15 protein-coding genes are annotated in these 15,080 nt (G+C 59.9%); 6 read left to right on the top strand and 9 right to left on the bottom strand.

Annotation, left to right across the window (positions count from 1 at the left end; genetic code table 11):
• Positions 1-71: 71 nt before the first annotated feature.
• On the bottom strand, positions 72-1,433 hold the full coding sequence (locus GQ59_RS06755) for a sigma-54-dependent transcriptional regulator (RefSeq protein WP_037079048.1): 1,362 nt from the start codon (positions 1,431-1,433) through the stop codon (positions 72-74).
• Positions 1,430-3,283, bottom strand: coding sequence for a sensor histidine kinase (locus GQ59_RS06750; RefSeq protein WP_051903835.1), 1,854 nt, complete (start codon positions 3,281-3,283; stop codon positions 1,430-1,432). The genes GQ59_RS06755 and GQ59_RS06750 overlap by 4 nt, the downstream gene beginning before the upstream one ends.
• A gap of 221 nt (positions 3,284-3,504) precedes the next feature.
• On the opposite strand from GQ59_RS06750, the gene GQ59_RS06745 reads away from it, so the two are divergent.
• Positions 3,505-4,851, top strand: coding sequence for a dicarboxylate/amino acid:cation symporter (locus tag GQ59_RS06745; protein ID WP_037079045.1), 1,347 nt, complete (start codon positions 3,505-3,507; stop codon positions 4,849-4,851).
• A 73-nt stretch (positions 4,852-4,924) separates the two neighbouring features.
• Here GQ59_RS06745 and GQ59_RS06740 read toward each other — a convergent pair whose 3' ends face one another.
• From GQ59_RS06740 to GQ59_RS06725, 4 genes are all read right to left on the bottom strand, one after another.
• On the bottom strand, positions 4,925-5,146 hold the full coding sequence (locus GQ59_RS06740) for a hypothetical protein (protein ID WP_037079042.1): 222 nt from the start codon (positions 5,144-5,146) through the stop codon (positions 4,925-4,927).
• 217 nt (positions 5,147-5,363) lie between these two features.
• Positions 5,364-6,380 carry a sensor histidine kinase gene (locus GQ59_RS06735; protein WP_244447922.1) on the bottom strand — a complete coding sequence of 339 codons (1,017 nt, stop codon included), beginning with the start codon at positions 6,378-6,380 and terminating at the stop codon, positions 5,364-5,366.
• Positions 6,377-6,601 (bottom strand): hypothetical protein, encoded by a 225-nt coding sequence (locus tag GQ59_RS06730; RefSeq protein WP_037079040.1) that lies wholly within the window; start codon positions 6,599-6,601, stop codon positions 6,377-6,379. Before GQ59_RS06730 ends, GQ59_RS06735 begins: the two co-directional genes overlap by 4 nt.
• A gap of 126 nt (positions 6,602-6,727) precedes the next feature.
• Positions 6,728-6,937 carry a cold-shock protein gene (locus GQ59_RS06725; protein ID WP_037079037.1) on the bottom strand — a complete coding sequence of 70 codons (210 nt, stop codon included), beginning with the start codon at positions 6,935-6,937 and terminating at the stop codon, positions 6,728-6,730.
• Positions 6,938-7,294: 357 nt separating this feature from the next.
• Between GQ59_RS06725 and GQ59_RS06720 the strand changes: the two genes are divergently transcribed.
• The 4 genes from GQ59_RS06720 to GQ59_RS06705 all read left to right on the top strand — a co-directional run bounded on the left by GQ59_RS06720 (position 7,295) and on the right by GQ59_RS06705 (position 10,494).
• Positions 7,295-7,903, top strand: coding sequence for a J domain-containing protein (locus GQ59_RS06720; RefSeq protein ID WP_037079034.1), 609 nt, complete (start codon positions 7,295-7,297; stop codon positions 7,901-7,903).
• A 156-nt stretch (positions 7,904-8,059) separates the two neighbouring features.
• Positions 8,060-8,356 (top strand): co-chaperone GroES, encoded by a 297-nt coding sequence (groES, locus tag GQ59_RS06715; protein WP_037079031.1) that lies wholly within the window; start codon positions 8,060-8,062, stop codon positions 8,354-8,356.
• Positions 8,357-8,421: 65 nt separating this feature from the next.
• The gene (gene groL, locus GQ59_RS06710) at positions 8,422-10,056 is read left to right on the top strand and encodes a chaperonin GroEL (RefSeq protein ID WP_037079029.1); all 1,635 of its coding nucleotides are present in this window, start codon (positions 8,422-8,424) and stop codon (positions 10,054-10,056) included.
• 174 nt (positions 10,057-10,230) lie between these two features.
• The gene (locus GQ59_RS06705; RefSeq protein WP_037079027.1) at positions 10,231-10,494 is read left to right on the top strand and encodes a hypothetical protein; all 264 of its coding nucleotides are present in this window, start codon (positions 10,231-10,233) and stop codon (positions 10,492-10,494) included.
• Positions 10,495-10,620: 126 nt separating this feature from the next.
• Here the strand turns inward: GQ59_RS06705 and GQ59_RS30985 are convergent, their stop codons facing one another.
• A complete protein-coding gene (locus GQ59_RS30985) occupies positions 10,621-10,923 on the bottom strand; it encodes a YkgJ family cysteine cluster protein (RefSeq protein ID WP_084683088.1) in 303 nt (100 codons plus the stop codon).
• A 190-nt stretch (positions 10,924-11,113) separates the two neighbouring features.
• On the opposite strand from GQ59_RS30985, the gene GQ59_RS06700 reads away from it, so the two are divergent.
• Positions 11,114-12,079 carry a magnesium and cobalt transport protein CorA gene (locus tag GQ59_RS06700; protein ID WP_037079025.1) on the top strand — a complete coding sequence of 322 codons (966 nt, stop codon included), beginning with the start codon at positions 11,114-11,116 and terminating at the stop codon, positions 12,077-12,079.
• A 59-nt stretch (positions 12,080-12,138) separates the two neighbouring features.
• Here GQ59_RS06700 and GQ59_RS06695 read toward each other — a convergent pair whose 3' ends face one another.
• Both GQ59_RS06695 and GQ59_RS06690 read right to left on the bottom strand, forming a co-directional pair.
• Complete coding sequence (locus GQ59_RS06695; RefSeq protein ID WP_037079023.1) at positions 12,139-13,161, bottom strand: DUF808 domain-containing protein; 1,023 nt, start codon at positions 13,159-13,161, stop codon at positions 12,139-12,141.
• A 119-nt stretch (positions 13,162-13,280) separates the two neighbouring features.
• Positions 13,281-15,014: a Na/Pi cotransporter family protein gene (locus GQ59_RS06690; RefSeq protein ID WP_037079021.1), complete on the bottom strand. Its 1,734-nt coding sequence runs from the start codon at positions 15,012-15,014 to the stop codon at positions 13,281-13,283.
• Positions 15,015-15,080 lie beyond the last annotated feature (66 nt).

Genomic DNA, 15,080 nt, shown 5'->3' with positions numbered 1-15,080 from the left:
GGCCGATGTTTTGGGCTTTCCGTCTCGGTATCGCATGCGCGCCGACAATGTCTGCCTGCGGCCTTGAGACCCTATCTGGCAGGCTTGACACCCTGGTCGAAGGAGGCTCGCTCTATCCCGTGCCGTTGGAGCTTGTCGTAAAAGGTCTTTCTCGGAATTCCGAGTGCCTCGATCGTCCGGCGGACATCACCTGCGTTGCTCGCCAGCGTCTCCCGGAGGATTTCCGCTTCATGCTGGTTGAGACGCTGGGGTAGCGTCAGGGTGCCCGCCTCCGGTGGCACCGTCGCCCTCTCGCCTTCCCCTGCAAGCCCGAGGACGAACCGTTCTGCAAAGTGGGACAGTTCGCGAACGTTGCCGGGCCAATGATGGGTTTCGAGGTGATGGCGGGTAGAAGATGACAGGGTTGGCGTTTGGCGGTTGAACCGCTTGGCGGCCCGTTCGCAAAAAAATCCGAAAAGGAGGAGGATGTCGTCTCGCCGTTCACGCAGCGGAGGAATGGAGATGGTGACGACGTTGAGCCGGTAGTAGAGGTCTTCGCGAAATGCGCCGCGCTGCGAGGGATCGCCGAGATCGACCTTGGCAGCCGCCACGACCCTCAGGTCGATCGGTCGTGTCTCGTTGGTGCCGAGAGGTGCCACTTCACGCGCCTCCAGGACGCGCAGCATATGGATCTGCGTGGCGGGCGGCATGCTTTCGATTTCATCGAGGAAGAGGGTGCCGCCGCTCGAATATTCGATCCTGCCGACACGCTTCTTCTGAGCGCCGGTAAAGGCGCCGGGCTCGTGGCCGAACAATTCGCTTTCGATGATCGTTTCGGGAAGCGCGCCGCAATTGAGCGCGACGAAATTGCCCTTGGACCGCCGGCTCCATCGGTGGATCAGATTGGCAACAACCTCCTTGCCGCTGCCGGTCTCTCCGGTCACCAGAACATCGACGTCGGTATCGGCAATCTGGCGAAGCGTTCTTCGCAGCCGCTCCATGGCCGCGGTCTGGCCGATGAGCGGCAGGTCGTCGCGTGCCTGTTCGGCCACATCGCGGAGCGTTCTATTCTCCAGTATCAGCCGGCGTTTTTCTGCGGCGCGACGAATGGCCTGCACCAGGCGGTCGGCCGCGAAAGGTTTGGTGATGAAGTCGTATGCCCCATCCTGCATCGCCTTGACGGCCATCGGGATGTCGCCATGGCCGGTCATCAGGATAACGGGAAGGTCCGGATCGAGCTTGCGGATGCGGTCGAAGAGCTGCAGCCCGTCGATCTCGGGCATGCGGATGTCGGAAACGATGACGCCAGCGAAACCATCGTCGATCCGGACAAGCGCGTCGGACGCCCTCGAAAATCGGGAGACCGAAAAACCTGCCAGCTCGATCGTCTGGGCGGTGGCCTTGAGAAGGTCGGCATCGTCGTCAACCAGAAAGACAGGTGTTGGATCTCTCATGAGACCGCCTTGCGCAGATAGACAATAAAAGTCGTGCCGGTTTCGCCGCTTTCCACCTCGATGCGACCGCCATAGTCCGCCACGATATCCTTCGATATGACCAGACCGAGGCCCAGGCCATTTTCCTTGGACGTGTTGAAGGGCGAAAAGAGCGAATTTCTAACCGTTGGATCAATGCCGGGACCATTGTCGGAAACCCGGATCACGATCTCATCCGCCAAGGTCTCCACCGCGACATTCACACTTGCCTCGGTTCTGCCCTCCAGCGCTTCCAAGGCATTCTGGAACAGATTGATCAACACCTGCTCGAGGCGGACGCGATTGCCGGTTACGGCAAGACCGGCTGGCGGCAGATCGATCTGGAGTATGTCGAGCCGCCCGGCAAAACGGCTCCTCAAAAGAACCACCGCGCCTTCGATAGCACCCCGCAGATCGACGGCTTCGGGCGGCGTTCGTCCCTTGCGTCCGAAGGCCTTGAGTTCCTCGGTGATCATGCCGATCCGTTCTGTCAGGGCGGCGATCTCGCCGAGATTTTCTTCCGCCGAAGCCTTCCGGTTCCGTTGCAGGAAGACACGTGCATTGTCGGCATAGGCACGGATCGTCGCGACCGGCTGGTTGATTTCATGGGCAACTCCGGCCGCAACCTGACCAAGGATCGCAAGGCGATTTGCCTGCACGAGTTCCTGCTGCACGACCTGCAGCTTCGACTCGGTACTGCGATGGTCGGCAATCTCTTCCTGCAGGAGGTCCCTCGCGCGGCTCAAATCCACGGTCCTTTCCGCGACACGGCGCTCCAGTTCCTCGCGCAGAGTTTTCTCCCGGGCGATGCGAATGGTGATCATCTGCCGCCGCCTCAAAAGGAATGCGATCAGTGCCAGGATCGGAACAAGCACCGCAAGTGCAATCAGCCGCGCCTCGCGTACCGCAGCGGCGACGGAAGGCTCGGTCGGCACCAGATATTCAAGGCGCCAGGATGTCGAAGGGACCGGCGTCAGAAGACGAAGATACTCACCTGCGCTTGTTCCGGGCAAAACCGCCGAAACAATCGATGCCCCCTCCGAAAGCGTTTCCTGCCGCACGATCGGAAGAGGTGCCAATGGAGCGTTCCCGAATTGCAGGCTTTGGCGAATGGCGCCAAGCCGTTCCGCAGGCAGCGGCGCGGCGGTCATGAAGCGCCAGGACGGAATGCTGGTGATCAGGACCACACCATCGGCGTCGGTGACATAAACGGGACGGTTGGCGTCGTGCCAATCGCCTTCCAGCTGGTCGAACTCCATCTTCACCACGACCACACCGAGCGGGCCGGCATGATTTTCGGCGCGCCGGGAGATATATAGCCCAGGACGCTTGCTGACGCTGCCCAAGGCAAAGTGCTCTGCCGTTCCATTCTCCATCGCCCGTTGGAAATATTCCCGGAACGAATAGTCGTTGCCGACGAAGCTCAAGGGTTCGCGCCAATTGCTGGATGCGACCGCGATGCCATCCTTGCCCGTGACGTAGAGAACGGAAGCATGGGTGCCGGCCACGAGCCCTTCCAACTTTCGGTCCAGGGCGCCGACGGCCTCCGCGTTTCTCGAAGCGAGCGCGCCGATCACCTGTTGATCCTCGGCCAGCAGCAGAGGAAGCGCTCGCGGTCTTTCGAGGACCGCGCGCAGCAGCGCAACCTTGAGATTGGCATCGGCGCGGCCCTGGTCGAGGAGCGCTCCGACTGCGGAACTGCGGCCGTAAAGACCGGCTGCATGAAGAGCGGATATCAGGATCGCGGCAGCTGCGAAGGCAAAGACAGGCCACGGTGTCCACGCGAATGCGGGATCCCTGACGGATTTCTCTCGGCGGCGCTGCTCAAGCATCGGCGGATGTGTGCATAAATCCGCATAAAAAGTAAAGGCCAGTGGCGGAAATCCGCACGAAACACTTCAGGAACCACTCCGGTTGCTCAGTCCGAATACGGAAAATCAATGGGTTAGGCGGTAGCCGCCTTTCTGGCATGCATGTTGCTCCAGCCAAGCCAGCAGCACACCTGCAGCAAAAGTAACGCCGCCGCCCCGGGAGGCCAATTGGTTGGGGCGCCATGGAGGACATGATGAAAGCAACGATCTCCGATTTGCCAACGCACGACAAACTTCCTTTCTACCGCCACCTTTATTTTCAGGTTCTCGTGGCGATTGCCGCCGGCATCCTGCTCGGTCATTTCTACCCGGATGTCGGCGCTTCGCTGAAGCCGCTCGGCGATGCCTTCATCAAGCTGGTGAAGATGATTATCGCGCCGGTGATCTTCCTGACGGTGGCAACCGGCATCGCCGGCATGGCCGACCTGCAGAAGGTCGGGCGTGTCGCGGGAAAGGCGATGATCTACTTCCTGACCTTTTCGACGCTTGCGCTCGCCGTTGGCCTCCTAGTCTCGAATATCGTCCAGCCCGGCGCCGGCATGCACATAGATCCGGCAACGCTCGACGCCAAGGCGGTGGCGACCTATACGGCGAAAGCCCATGACGCCACGATCACCGGCTTTCTGATGAACATCATCCCGGACACGATCGTCGGCGCCTTCGCACAGGGTGATATCCTGCAGGTGCTGTTCTTCTCGGTTCTCTTCGGTATCGCGCTTGGCATGGTCGGCGACCGTGGCCGTCCGGTTCTCGATTTCCTGCAGGCATTGACCGCGCCGATCTTCCGCCTCGTGACCATCCTGATGAAGGCTGCCCCGATCGGCGCTTTCGGCGCCATGGCTTTTACCATCGGCAAATACGGCATCGGTTCGATTGCCAACCTTGCCATGCTGATCGGCACTTTCTATCTCACCTCGCTCCTTTTCGTTCTGGTCGTCCTCGGCGCCGTCGCCCGATACAACGGCTTTTCGATCATCTCGCTCATCCGCTACATCAAGGAAGAACTGCTTCTCGTGCTTGGCACTTCCTCGTCGGAAGCCGCGTTGCCCGGCCTGATGGCAAAGATGGAAAGCGCCGGCTGCAAGCGCTCGGTGGTCGGCCTTGTTATTCCGACTGGCTATTCCTTCAATCTCGACGGCACGAACATCTATATGACGCTTGCCGCGCTCTTCATCGCCCAGGCGACCGACACGCCGATCACACTCGGCGACCAGGTCCTGCTGCTGCTGGTCGCGATGCTGAGCTCGAAGGGGGCTGCAGGCATTACCGGAGCCGGTTTCATCACCCTGGCGGCAACGCTTTCGGTCGTTCCGTCCGTGCCGGTCGCCGGCATGGCGCTGATCCTCGGCATTGATCGCTTCATGTCGGAATGCCGGGCGCTCACGAACCTGATCGGCAATGCGGTCGCGACCGTCGTTGTCGCCCGCTGGGAAAACGAACTGGACCAGACACAGTTTGCTGCTGCCATGGCGGGCGGCGCCGATCCCGAAAGCGCGGTATTGATACCCTCGGGCCAGCCTGCCGAATAGTGGCGCTCCATCGCAATCGGAAAGGCCGCCGCCCGCGGCGGCCTTTCCCAATTTCCCGGCCCGGTTCTGCGACCTATTCTTCTGGCGCTCCTTCGAGCAGACCGTCATACACCTCGATGAGTGCATTGGTGATCGCCTGCCCCAGCGCATTGCCGGCGACGCGCAGCTCGTCCTCCGTGCCGCTCCGCGACGCGTTGGCCAGGTCAAAACCCTGTTCGCTGACGATCTGCTTGGCGACCTCGATGGCCCAGAGACCGAAGTCGCCGCGATTGTCTATCTTGATCGAGTCATCCATCGTGATCTGCCTGTTGCTGAAATCTGGCTTCTATATCGCCTCGGCGGTGATGGCCAGCATCTACAGCATAGTATTCAGGCTGCCCGAAAGAAATGGACGGGGATATCAGCTGGTTGGATATTCCGGACAGCCGGCCAAATCGCCACGTTGCCGCGGCTCATTAATAATATCAGACCGCAACCACGCTGCAGAGCAGGCGTGTCCGTTCATTGAACGGCTAGCGCGACAGTCGAACGCTATCAATGCGCAGGTTTACGAGCAATCCTTCCACAGACCATACGTGTTCGAGGGCGCCGCCGAGATGGCCAGCCAGGGTGCGGCGGAGAAGCTTGCTTCCATATCCGCCGGGCCCCTTAGGGGCGCTGACTTCAGGCCCCCCTCTTTCCGTCCAGCGAATTTCGACGTCGTCCTCAACCATCGTGCCCGAGACATCGAGCGTGCCTTCCGGCACCGATAGTGCGCCATACTTCAAGGCATTGGTTGCCAGTTCGTGAACCACAAGTGCCAGAGACGTTGCAGCCGCCTGGCCGACGCCGAGACGCGGAACGGCTACTCTGATTCTTCCGGCAAATGCTCCGTCGTCATCATATGGAGCGAGTAGAACGGTAAAGATGTCTCCGAGAAGCGCAGCATCGCCCTGGCCACTCGGGAGCGGCCGAACAAGATCGTGCGCCCGGCCGAGTGCGGTCAGCCGGTTGGTCAGCTGCTTCGTCATGTCCTCGATGGACGCAGAGGATCGTGAGGTAATCAGAGTAAGCCCCGACGCGATGGCAAGCAGGTTCTTGACGCGGTGGCTCATTTCGCCCGCAAGGAGCTCATGGCTTTCTTCGGCCTGCTTGCGCCCCGTGACGTCCAGGAAAATACCCGTCATTGCCCGGTTCTTGATGCCCGCATCGCTGCCTTGCCCCCGTGCCGATATCCATCGCACGTCCAATCCAACGAGTATGCGGAAGTCGATCTCGTAAGGGCCGATTACGGCGCGTGTCGCGACAAAAGCCGCCCTCACCCGGTCCCGGTCGGCGGGATGTATTTTCTCGGACAGATGCTCGAACGTCAGGGAAACATCGTGTGTGACGTTCCAGAGAGTAAAGCCGTGACCGTCCATAATGAAACGGTCCGTGTCCACGTTCCAGGACCATAAGGCCACGCCCGCCGCATGGATTGCGTTGCGCAACTGATCCAGTCCCCACTCGGGATTCTCAGCGAGGCGACTCTCGGTCACGGCTTTGCTCACACCTGTCTCTGTTTCGCGCGTTTCGCGAGCGCGATGGCGAGCGCTGCATCCCGATCACGCTCTTCCCTGGCAAGGCGGGCTTCACGAAGACGCAGGGTCTTCGCCTCCCGTACCTGCGCGACATAATCAAGCTCTTCGACCGCGTGGTCGCGCGCGAAGAACTGCGACTGAACCTGGTCGAAGGCCATCTCGGCCTGCTGCCGGGTCTTGTTGTGCGTCATGATTGCTCCTGTTGCAAACTGTGCAGGATTGAAAACCAAAAAAGGCCGGACATGATGCCCGGCCCTTAAAAAATCAGCTTCCAGCGGTGCCAGTACATCCGTGGTCAAAGCGGAAGCCGCTTTTGGTTAGGCAGCCTGCAGGTTGCAAGCCGACATCTTACCGGACTTTACGTCGCGTTCGAGTTCGTAGCCGATCTTCTGGCCCTCGACGATTTCCCGCATTCCGGCGCGCTCGACGGCAGAAATGTGTACGAACGCATCAGCGCCGCCATTGTCAGGCTGGATAAAGCCGAAGCCCTTGGTGGAATTGAACCATTTAACTGTGCCTGTGGTCATGATGATGAACCCTTTCAAAGCAAGATTGAGTGACCTCAGGGCGAAAGCCCTGTGGATGGTGATAGCGATTGATTTTGAAAGGGAAGTTCGTCAGGCGCGGTGCTAATCGCGCGGAAACCAAAGTTCAGCAAGCAAAAGATCGATAAACCATAAATAGCGGCTATCCACCCGCATGTCAACTTTTAGTTTTGGCAGCCTGCGGATTTACATTTCCGGGCACAACAACTGACCGAAAGGCTCTCACTGGTGACCTCGACCCGGCCGGTAAGCGGGGAACTTTCCCAGCAACGGACTGGTCTGAGGTTGGCCTTGTCCATATCGCTTGCCTGCTTGCGCAGGACCGCCATATAAGGCGCGATGACGTCTGATTCAAAGATATTTGTCGGCCTACGGTCGATCCGCAAAAAACCGGCTCCGAACCACGAACCAAACCATCCGAAATGCCAGTGGGACGGATGCGAAAAGGGTGGCACTCATCGCGCTCCTGTCGGGCGGGATGCCGAAGGGCTTTATCTGCTGTTCTGTCCTGAGCACGTAAAGGAATACAGCAAAGGCTATAACTTCGCGCCAAATCTCTCCGACCCATTGATCGCGCGCTATCAGAGGGAAGCGGCAAGCGGCAGCCGCCCGACCTGGGGCACCGGCATCAACAAGGCCTCGGAGATGCCGCTCCCCTCCATGGCCCGCTCTGGTACCGCGAAGGCCACCAACGCACGTAAAAGCGCGGCACAACGCCAAGCCGCAAAAGTGGATCTTCAGCAACGTAAGCTCAAGGCTCTGGAGGCCAAGGCTTTCGAGACGCTCGGCCTTTCGCCGGACGCAACGCCTGAGGAGATCAGAAGCCGCTATAAACAGAGGCTCAAGATGCATCATCCCGACGCGAACCAGGGAGAGCGCAATTCCGAGGATCAGCTTCAGGCGTCGATCGACGCCCATAGAATCCTCAAGCTCAACGGCTTCTGCTAACGTGTGCCAGCGACCCGCTGGCGTTCTCGACAGGGCCACCGCGGAAGCCGGATCACCACCAATGCACGAATGGTGCTAGCACTCTCAGCATAAGAGTGCTAAGAATATCCGATCGGGAACCCGCCATTGGGCTGCGCTCTCGTTAAGGAACCCAAAATGAACAATACCAATTTTCGGCCGTTGCACGACCGCGTCGTCGTTCGCCGTATCGAGGCTGAAGCCAAGACCAAGGGCGGGATCATCATTCCCGACACCGCCAAGGAAAAGCCGCAGGAAGGCGAAATCGTCGCCGTCGGCACCGGCACCCGCGACGAGAGCGGCAAGATCGTTCCCCTCGATGTCAAGGCAGGTGATCGCATCCTGTTCGGCAAGTGGTCCGGCACCGAGATCAAGTTCAACGGCGAAGATCTGTTGATCATGAAGGAAGCAGACGTCATGGGCGTCATCGCCTGATCTTCGGCGGCTTCCCTATTTCCTTTTGACGAAGACCATGGGGCCAACGGCCCGGGAGTTTTTCCATGTCTGCCAAACAGATCAAATTCGGCCGTGATGCACGCGAAAAGCTGCTGCGCGGCGTCGACATTCTCGCTGACGCAGTGAAAGTGACGCTGGGTCCGAAGGGCCGCAACGTCGTGATCGACAAATCCTACGGCGCACCGCGGATCACCAAGGACGGCGTTACCGTCGCCAAGGAAATCGAACTTGAGGACAAGTTCGAGAACATGGGCGCCCAGATGGTCCGCGAAGTTGCTTCGAAGACCAACGACATCGCCGGCGACGGCACCACGACGGCTACCGTTCTTGCCCAGGCTATCGTTCGCGAGGGCGGCAAGGCGGTTGCAGCCGGCATGAACCCAATGGACCTGAAGCGCGGCATCGATCTCGCCGTTACCGCCGTCGTGAAGGACCTGCTTGCCAAGGCCAAGAAAATCAACACATCGGAAGAGATTGCCCAGGTCGGCACCATCTCGGCCAATGGCGAGAAGGAAATAGGCCAGTACATCGCCGACGCGATGCAGAAGGTCGGCAACGAAGGCGTCATCACGGTTGAAGAAGCCAAGACCGCCGAAACCGAACTCGAAGTCGTCGAAGGCATGCAGTTCGACCGCGGCTACCTGTCACCCTACTTCGTCACCAATGCCGAAAAAATGGTGGCTGAACTGGAAGACGCCTACGTGCTGCTGCACGAAAAGAAGCTCTCCAACCTGCAGGCCATGCTTCCTATCCTGGAAGCAGTCGTCCAGAGCGGAAAACCGCTGCTGATCATTTCCGAGGACGTCGAGGGCGAAGCTCTTGCGACGCTCGTCGTCAACAAGCTGCGTGGCGGCCTCAAGATCGCTGCCGTCAAGGCTCCGGGCTTCGGCGATCGCCGCAAGGCCATGCTGGAGGATCTGGCGATCCTGACCGGCGGCACCGTGATCTCGGAAGACCTCGGCATCAAGCTCGAGAACGTCACGCTCGAGATGCTCGGCCGCGCCAAGAAGGTCTCGATCACCAAGGAGAACACCACCGTCGTCGATGGTGCGGGCACCAAGGCGGATATTGACGGCCGCATCGGCCAGATCAAGGCTCAGATCGAAGAAACCACTTCCGACTACGACCGCGAGAAGCTGCAGGAACGCCTGGCCAAGCTCGCTGGCGGCGTTGCCGTGATCCGCGTCGGCGGCTCGACGGAAATCGAAGTCAAGGAAAAGAAGGACCGCATCGACGACGCCCTCAATGCGACGCGTGCAGCAGTCGAAGAAGGCATCGTGCCTGGCGGCGGCACGGCCCTGCTTCGCGCTTCGATCGTTCTCGACATCAAGGGCGAGAACGACGATCAAAATGCCGGCATCGGCATCATCCGCAAGGCCTTGCAGTCCCTGGTTCGCCAGATTGCTGAGAATGCCGGTGGCGAAGGCTCGATCGTGGTCGGCAAGATCTTGGAAAGCGATACCGACAACTTCGGCTACAACGCCCAGACTGGCGAATTCGGTGACATGATCGCCATGGGCATCGTGGATCCGGTCAAGGTCGTTCGCACCGCTCTGCAGAACGCGGCTTCGGTTGCCGGCCTGCTGGTGACGACGGAAGCCATGATTGCCGACCTGCCCAAGAAGGATGCTGCGGGCGGCGGCATGCCTGACATGGGCGGCATGGGCGGCATGATGTAAACGGGTTCCCGTCGGGAACTCGATCACGTCTTGTGCTATGAAGGGCCCCGATCGATCGGGGCCCTTCGTTCGTATATGCAGAAAATATCGATGGGCCGCCCTGGCGGCAGCGGACGCGGCCTGGGCCGCAATTGTTCGCCAACCGCTCAGGCTGCAGGGTAAGATGAGGATCAAATGGTTGTATTGAACAGGCCGCGCAGCTCCGAACCCTATCGGGACAGGGATATCGGCTGTCAGGAAGCCCTCGAGCAGGTCTTTCTTCAGCTTGCAAAGGGACTGACGCCGGACGATATCGTGGCGACGGCTGGCGGGAACCTGCCGCCGGTGTTAGCCGGTCTTGCAAAACGCGCCGAAAGCGTCGGCTGGACGTTGGAAGAAGCGGAAACCGCCATCAGCGAACTGGCGCAGAACCTGCTGGACGACATGTCGCAGATGTAGCCTTTCGGAGATCCATCAGCGGATTAATAGCCTTCACCTCAGGGAATCGGCCAGTGAACCACCTGAGACGGCGATGAATGATCTACATCCGAGCGGCCGGGGACGGGACAGAAATGTCAGCGGGCTCTACGCCGAATTCAATGCGAAAGCCTCACGCGCCATCAAGCAAGCATCGTCTCCCGGAAGGCATTCGCGACAAACGTCAGGCCTGATATCGTAGACCAGGCAGGACGTGCCGACACCGACCTGCCCTGACAATGCAGAACAACGGGATCCTTCACAACGCATTCCTCCTTCGTCCGCAGCGACGAACCGGGCCGGCAGCAGATCGAGGGCAGCTTCGCTTTCCATGGAGAAGCGTGGCCAATCGGCGGAAAACGAACAACACGCGCCGCATGTCTGGCAATCAAAATCGTTCGATAAGGTCATAGCCGTCTCGTATCACGGCGCCGACCGAAACTCCACAAAGGTGCGCCACACCTGACGATGTTTGACCACGATTGTGGCAAACCTGGAGGTCGGTGTTGCATAGTCACAAAAGGGTCGTGAGATTGCGGGTATCACATCGCAAGGCATGCCCGGAAGGGCGCAGCATGATGATGGTAATCCAGGAGGCTGCATGAGCGTCGCCGCATCTTTTCTTTATCGCGACGGCCGGCGAGTTGAAGCCGTGCCGTTCGACGAAGCGGCGATCCCGGCAATGGACAGCGAATTCGTGTGGATCGGGCTACACAAGCCCACCCGCGACGACCTTTTGATGCTGCAAGAACGTTTTGGCCTTCACGAACTCTCGATCGCCGACGCGCTCAGCCCGCTGCAGATGCCGAAGCTCAGCGTCTATGACGATCAGTTGTTCGTCATCGCGAAAACGGCGCAGCTGGAAGGCGACCACATCACCTATGGGGAAACAGCGATTTTCGTCGGCAAGCGCTATATCATAACGGTCCGCAATGGCTCGGAGCGTGGACATCAAGAACTGCGCGGCAGGCTGGAAACATCGCCGCAGACGCTGTGCCATGGTACCGACTACATCCTGCACGCCATTCTCGATTTCATTATCGACGGCTATCTTCCCATTGTGCGCACGATCGAGGATTCCGTGCTCGACATGGAAAGGAAGATGCTCGATGCGTTTCTGGACCGCAACCAGATCAAGCGCATTTTCAAGCTGCGACGGGAAATCATCCTGTTTCAGCGGGTGCTGGACGCAATGCTCGACCTTTGCGGAAAACTCTACCACCTTGATCTGCCGTCGCTTGACAGCGAAGCGAAGCCTTATTTCCGGGATGCACTTCAGCATATGCACCGCGTCGAAACGATGGTAGCAAGCCTGCGCGACGTGATCACGTCCGTTTTCGAGGCGAGCAATCTGCTGGAACAGCAAAGACAAGGCACTATCACGCGACAACTGGCCGCCTGGGCCGCCATTCTCGCCGTTCCGACGGCGATCGCCGGCATATATGGCATGAATTTCGACAATATGCCGGAGCTGAAGACCAGCTACGGCTATTTTGTCGTTTTGGCAGTCATCGCTGTCATGTGCATCGCACTTTTCATTCGGTTCAAGCGCGCTCGCTGGATATGACGTCTTGAACGATGCCACGCCGTCCGCCCATCGGTCGCGGCTGCCGATGGGCCTATCATTCATTTTTTCTCGTCCGCCAATGCTTCCTTGCGCCGGCGACCCGGCAGGCGCGATTTGAAATATCGCCACATCGGCGAGATGACGTAGCCTGCCACCGGAATCGTGACAAAGCCGAGGACAATACCGACAATGCCCGCTCCTGCCGCCTCGACGATCCAGCGCAGCACGGAGGGCAGAACGGGGATCGCATGCGCGACCACCTCCCCGGCATCATGAATCAGATGCGCAAGGCCACCAATGCCATAAGCCTCGAGCCCGTGAACGATGATGCCGCCGCCGACCCAGATCATCGCGGCCGTTCCCACGATACCCAGCAATTTCAGAAAATACGGCATGCCGGTGACAAGCCCTCGTCCGAGGGCGCGTACGAACGGTCCCATGGGCGGCGGCGTCTGCACACGCGCCATCATCAGACCCAGATCGTCGGCCTTCACGATCAACCCCACGCCACCATAAACCATGCCCGTTATGCTCAATCCCACGACCGCAAGGATAAAGGCCTGCGTGATGACGCTGCCCGACGGCACCGCGGCGAGCGTTATGGCCATGATTTCGGCCGACAGGATGAAATCCGTCTTGATCGCGCCCGCAACCTTCTCGTCTTCGAGCGACTGGGCGCTGAGACTTGCCGTTTCGAGCCCTGTTTCGTGGGTGTGAGCGGCATGCGGCAGCAGCGTTTCGTAGATTTTTTCCACACCCTCGTAACAGAGGTAGAGTCCACCGATCATCAGCAGCGGCGTGATGGCCTGCGGCGCGGCAAGGCTTAAGACCAGCGCGGCGGGAAGCAGGATCAGAAGTTTGTTCTTCAGCGAACCGAGCGCGATCTTACCGATGATCGGCAATTCGCGTTCCGCCGAAAATCCGGTGACATAGCGGGGCGTGACCGCCGCATCGTCGATGACGACGCCTGCCGCTTTCGCGCCGGCCTTGGCCGCCTGTCCGGCGATATCGTCGAGCGAGGCGGCAGCCACTTTCGCCAAGGCCGCGACATCGTCAAGAAGGGCGATCAAGCCAACGCTCATTCGAGCCTCCGTCGGTTAAGAGATTGCGCAGCGGCAACGGGTAGCCGTCATCCCTTAACGCAGGACGTGGCATCTTCTTTCGCGAAGATGCCACGTGCAGATCTTGACGGCAATGTCCGTTACTCGGCAGGCATCGGACTGAACCCGCCCTCGTTGCCGATGGGACGAGCCTGCTCGTCGCGCTGGCGCGGCACGCGCGACAGGATGCTCTGCCGGTTCACAGACTTGCGCTCCGCATCGATCCGGTGGATCAGGATCTGCGCCCGTTCGATTGAACCGAGCAGCGCAAGGATGGTCCCGCGTTCCGCAGCGCCGGCATTGGGTCCGAGCGCCAGCGTGCGGGCACGCAGCTCCTCCACTTCGGGGAGGCTGACATGGCCGGCCGGCATGTCCGGCCGGGTGACGCCGTGATCGGGCATGATTTCCTGCAGGGCAGTGCCCAGCTTGTTCAACGCGACATCGACGATCGACTGGGCCTGGCTGCTGAATTTTTCACGCCTTACCCGCCGGGCGACCTGATGCATCGATTCCGTCAGGGCCGCAGTAAAATCCGCCTCCTCGATCAGGCTCGCCACGAGATCGAGCTGCTCGTAGGGCAAGTCCTCCTTCATCAGCGAGGCGGTATAGTCGCGAATATCGCGGCTGAGGATATCGGTGGCGAGATAGTGTTCGCCCGGATCGGATGGTGCCGACTTGGCGGAACGGGCGATATCCAGGAACATGGCGCCGGCCTGAAGATGCCGGGCGGTTTCCTTCTGCACCGCCGGAACCGCGAGGGCAAAATTGCCGGCAAGCTTGCGGTCGAGGAATTTCGGTGTCGAATAATCCTCGGCATCCTCGGAATCCGTGCGGCCGATCCGCGAGAGGACCCGGTCGAACACGCCGACGAAGGGAAACAGCAGCGCCGTGTTGAAGACGTTGAAGAACGTCGAATAAAGACCGACGGCCACAGGAACCAGCGGAAACGTTTCCTTGCCCTCAATCACGACGGCGACACCCGGATCGCCGCCGAACCATTGCATCGCCCATGCCAGCACGTCGATCGAGACGAAGAACAACGGTATGGTGATGCAGACGCCGATAATGTTGAAGGACATATGGGCGTAGGCGGCGCGCTTGGCATTCTTCGAAAGATTGAGGGAAGCGATCCACGAGGTGATCGTGGTCCCCAGATCGGCACCCAGCGAGAAGGCAACCGCCGTCGTCCAATCGAGGACGCCGGCCGCGCCGAGCCCCATGACGATGCCGATCGTCGCTGACGACGAATGGATCATCGCCGTGACGCCGGCGGCGATCAGCACGCATTTGATCAGGTTGTAATAGGAATCGGCCGTCAACGTAGACAGAACGGCCATGACCTCGGGTATGTTGCGCAGCGGCCGAAGGCCACCCGTCATCAGATTGAGGCCATAGAAGATCAGCGCGAACCCCATGCAGGCCAGCGCGATGTTGCGCACCTTCTCGCTCTTGGCAAAACAATAGACCAGCGAGAACATGCCCGCGAAGATCAGACCGAGGGGACCAAGCGGTAGGGCGATCAGACCGTTTCCAAGGGTCGTGCCGATGTTGGCACCCATGATGACGCTGATGGCCGGCCGCAGGCCGACGACGCCGGCGTTGACGAGGCCGACGACCATGACGGTCATGGCCGTGGAGGATTGAATGACGCCGGTGATGACCGTACCGGCAATGACGCCCTTGATCGGCGTACCCGCAGCCTTGGCGAGGAACGCCCGCATCTTGTTGACGGAGAGTGCCTGGATGCCGTTCGACATGAACTCGAGACCCAGCATGAAAATACCGAGACCGCCGATGACCGGAACCAGGATATCCTTAAAGATATCAATATTCATAACGCCTAACCCCTCTTGACGCCGTGGCGGCACGATCCAATGAGGCCTTTCGCAACCGGCAGGAGC

Origin of the sequence: Neorhizobium vignae (assembly GCF_000732195.1) — a bacterium.
Lineage (GTDB): Bacteria > Pseudomonadota > Alphaproteobacteria > Rhizobiales > Rhizobiaceae > Neorhizobium > Neorhizobium vignae.
The sequence above is the reverse complement of the archived record's forward strand: the minus strand, read 5'-3'. Positions and strand labels throughout refer to the sequence as shown.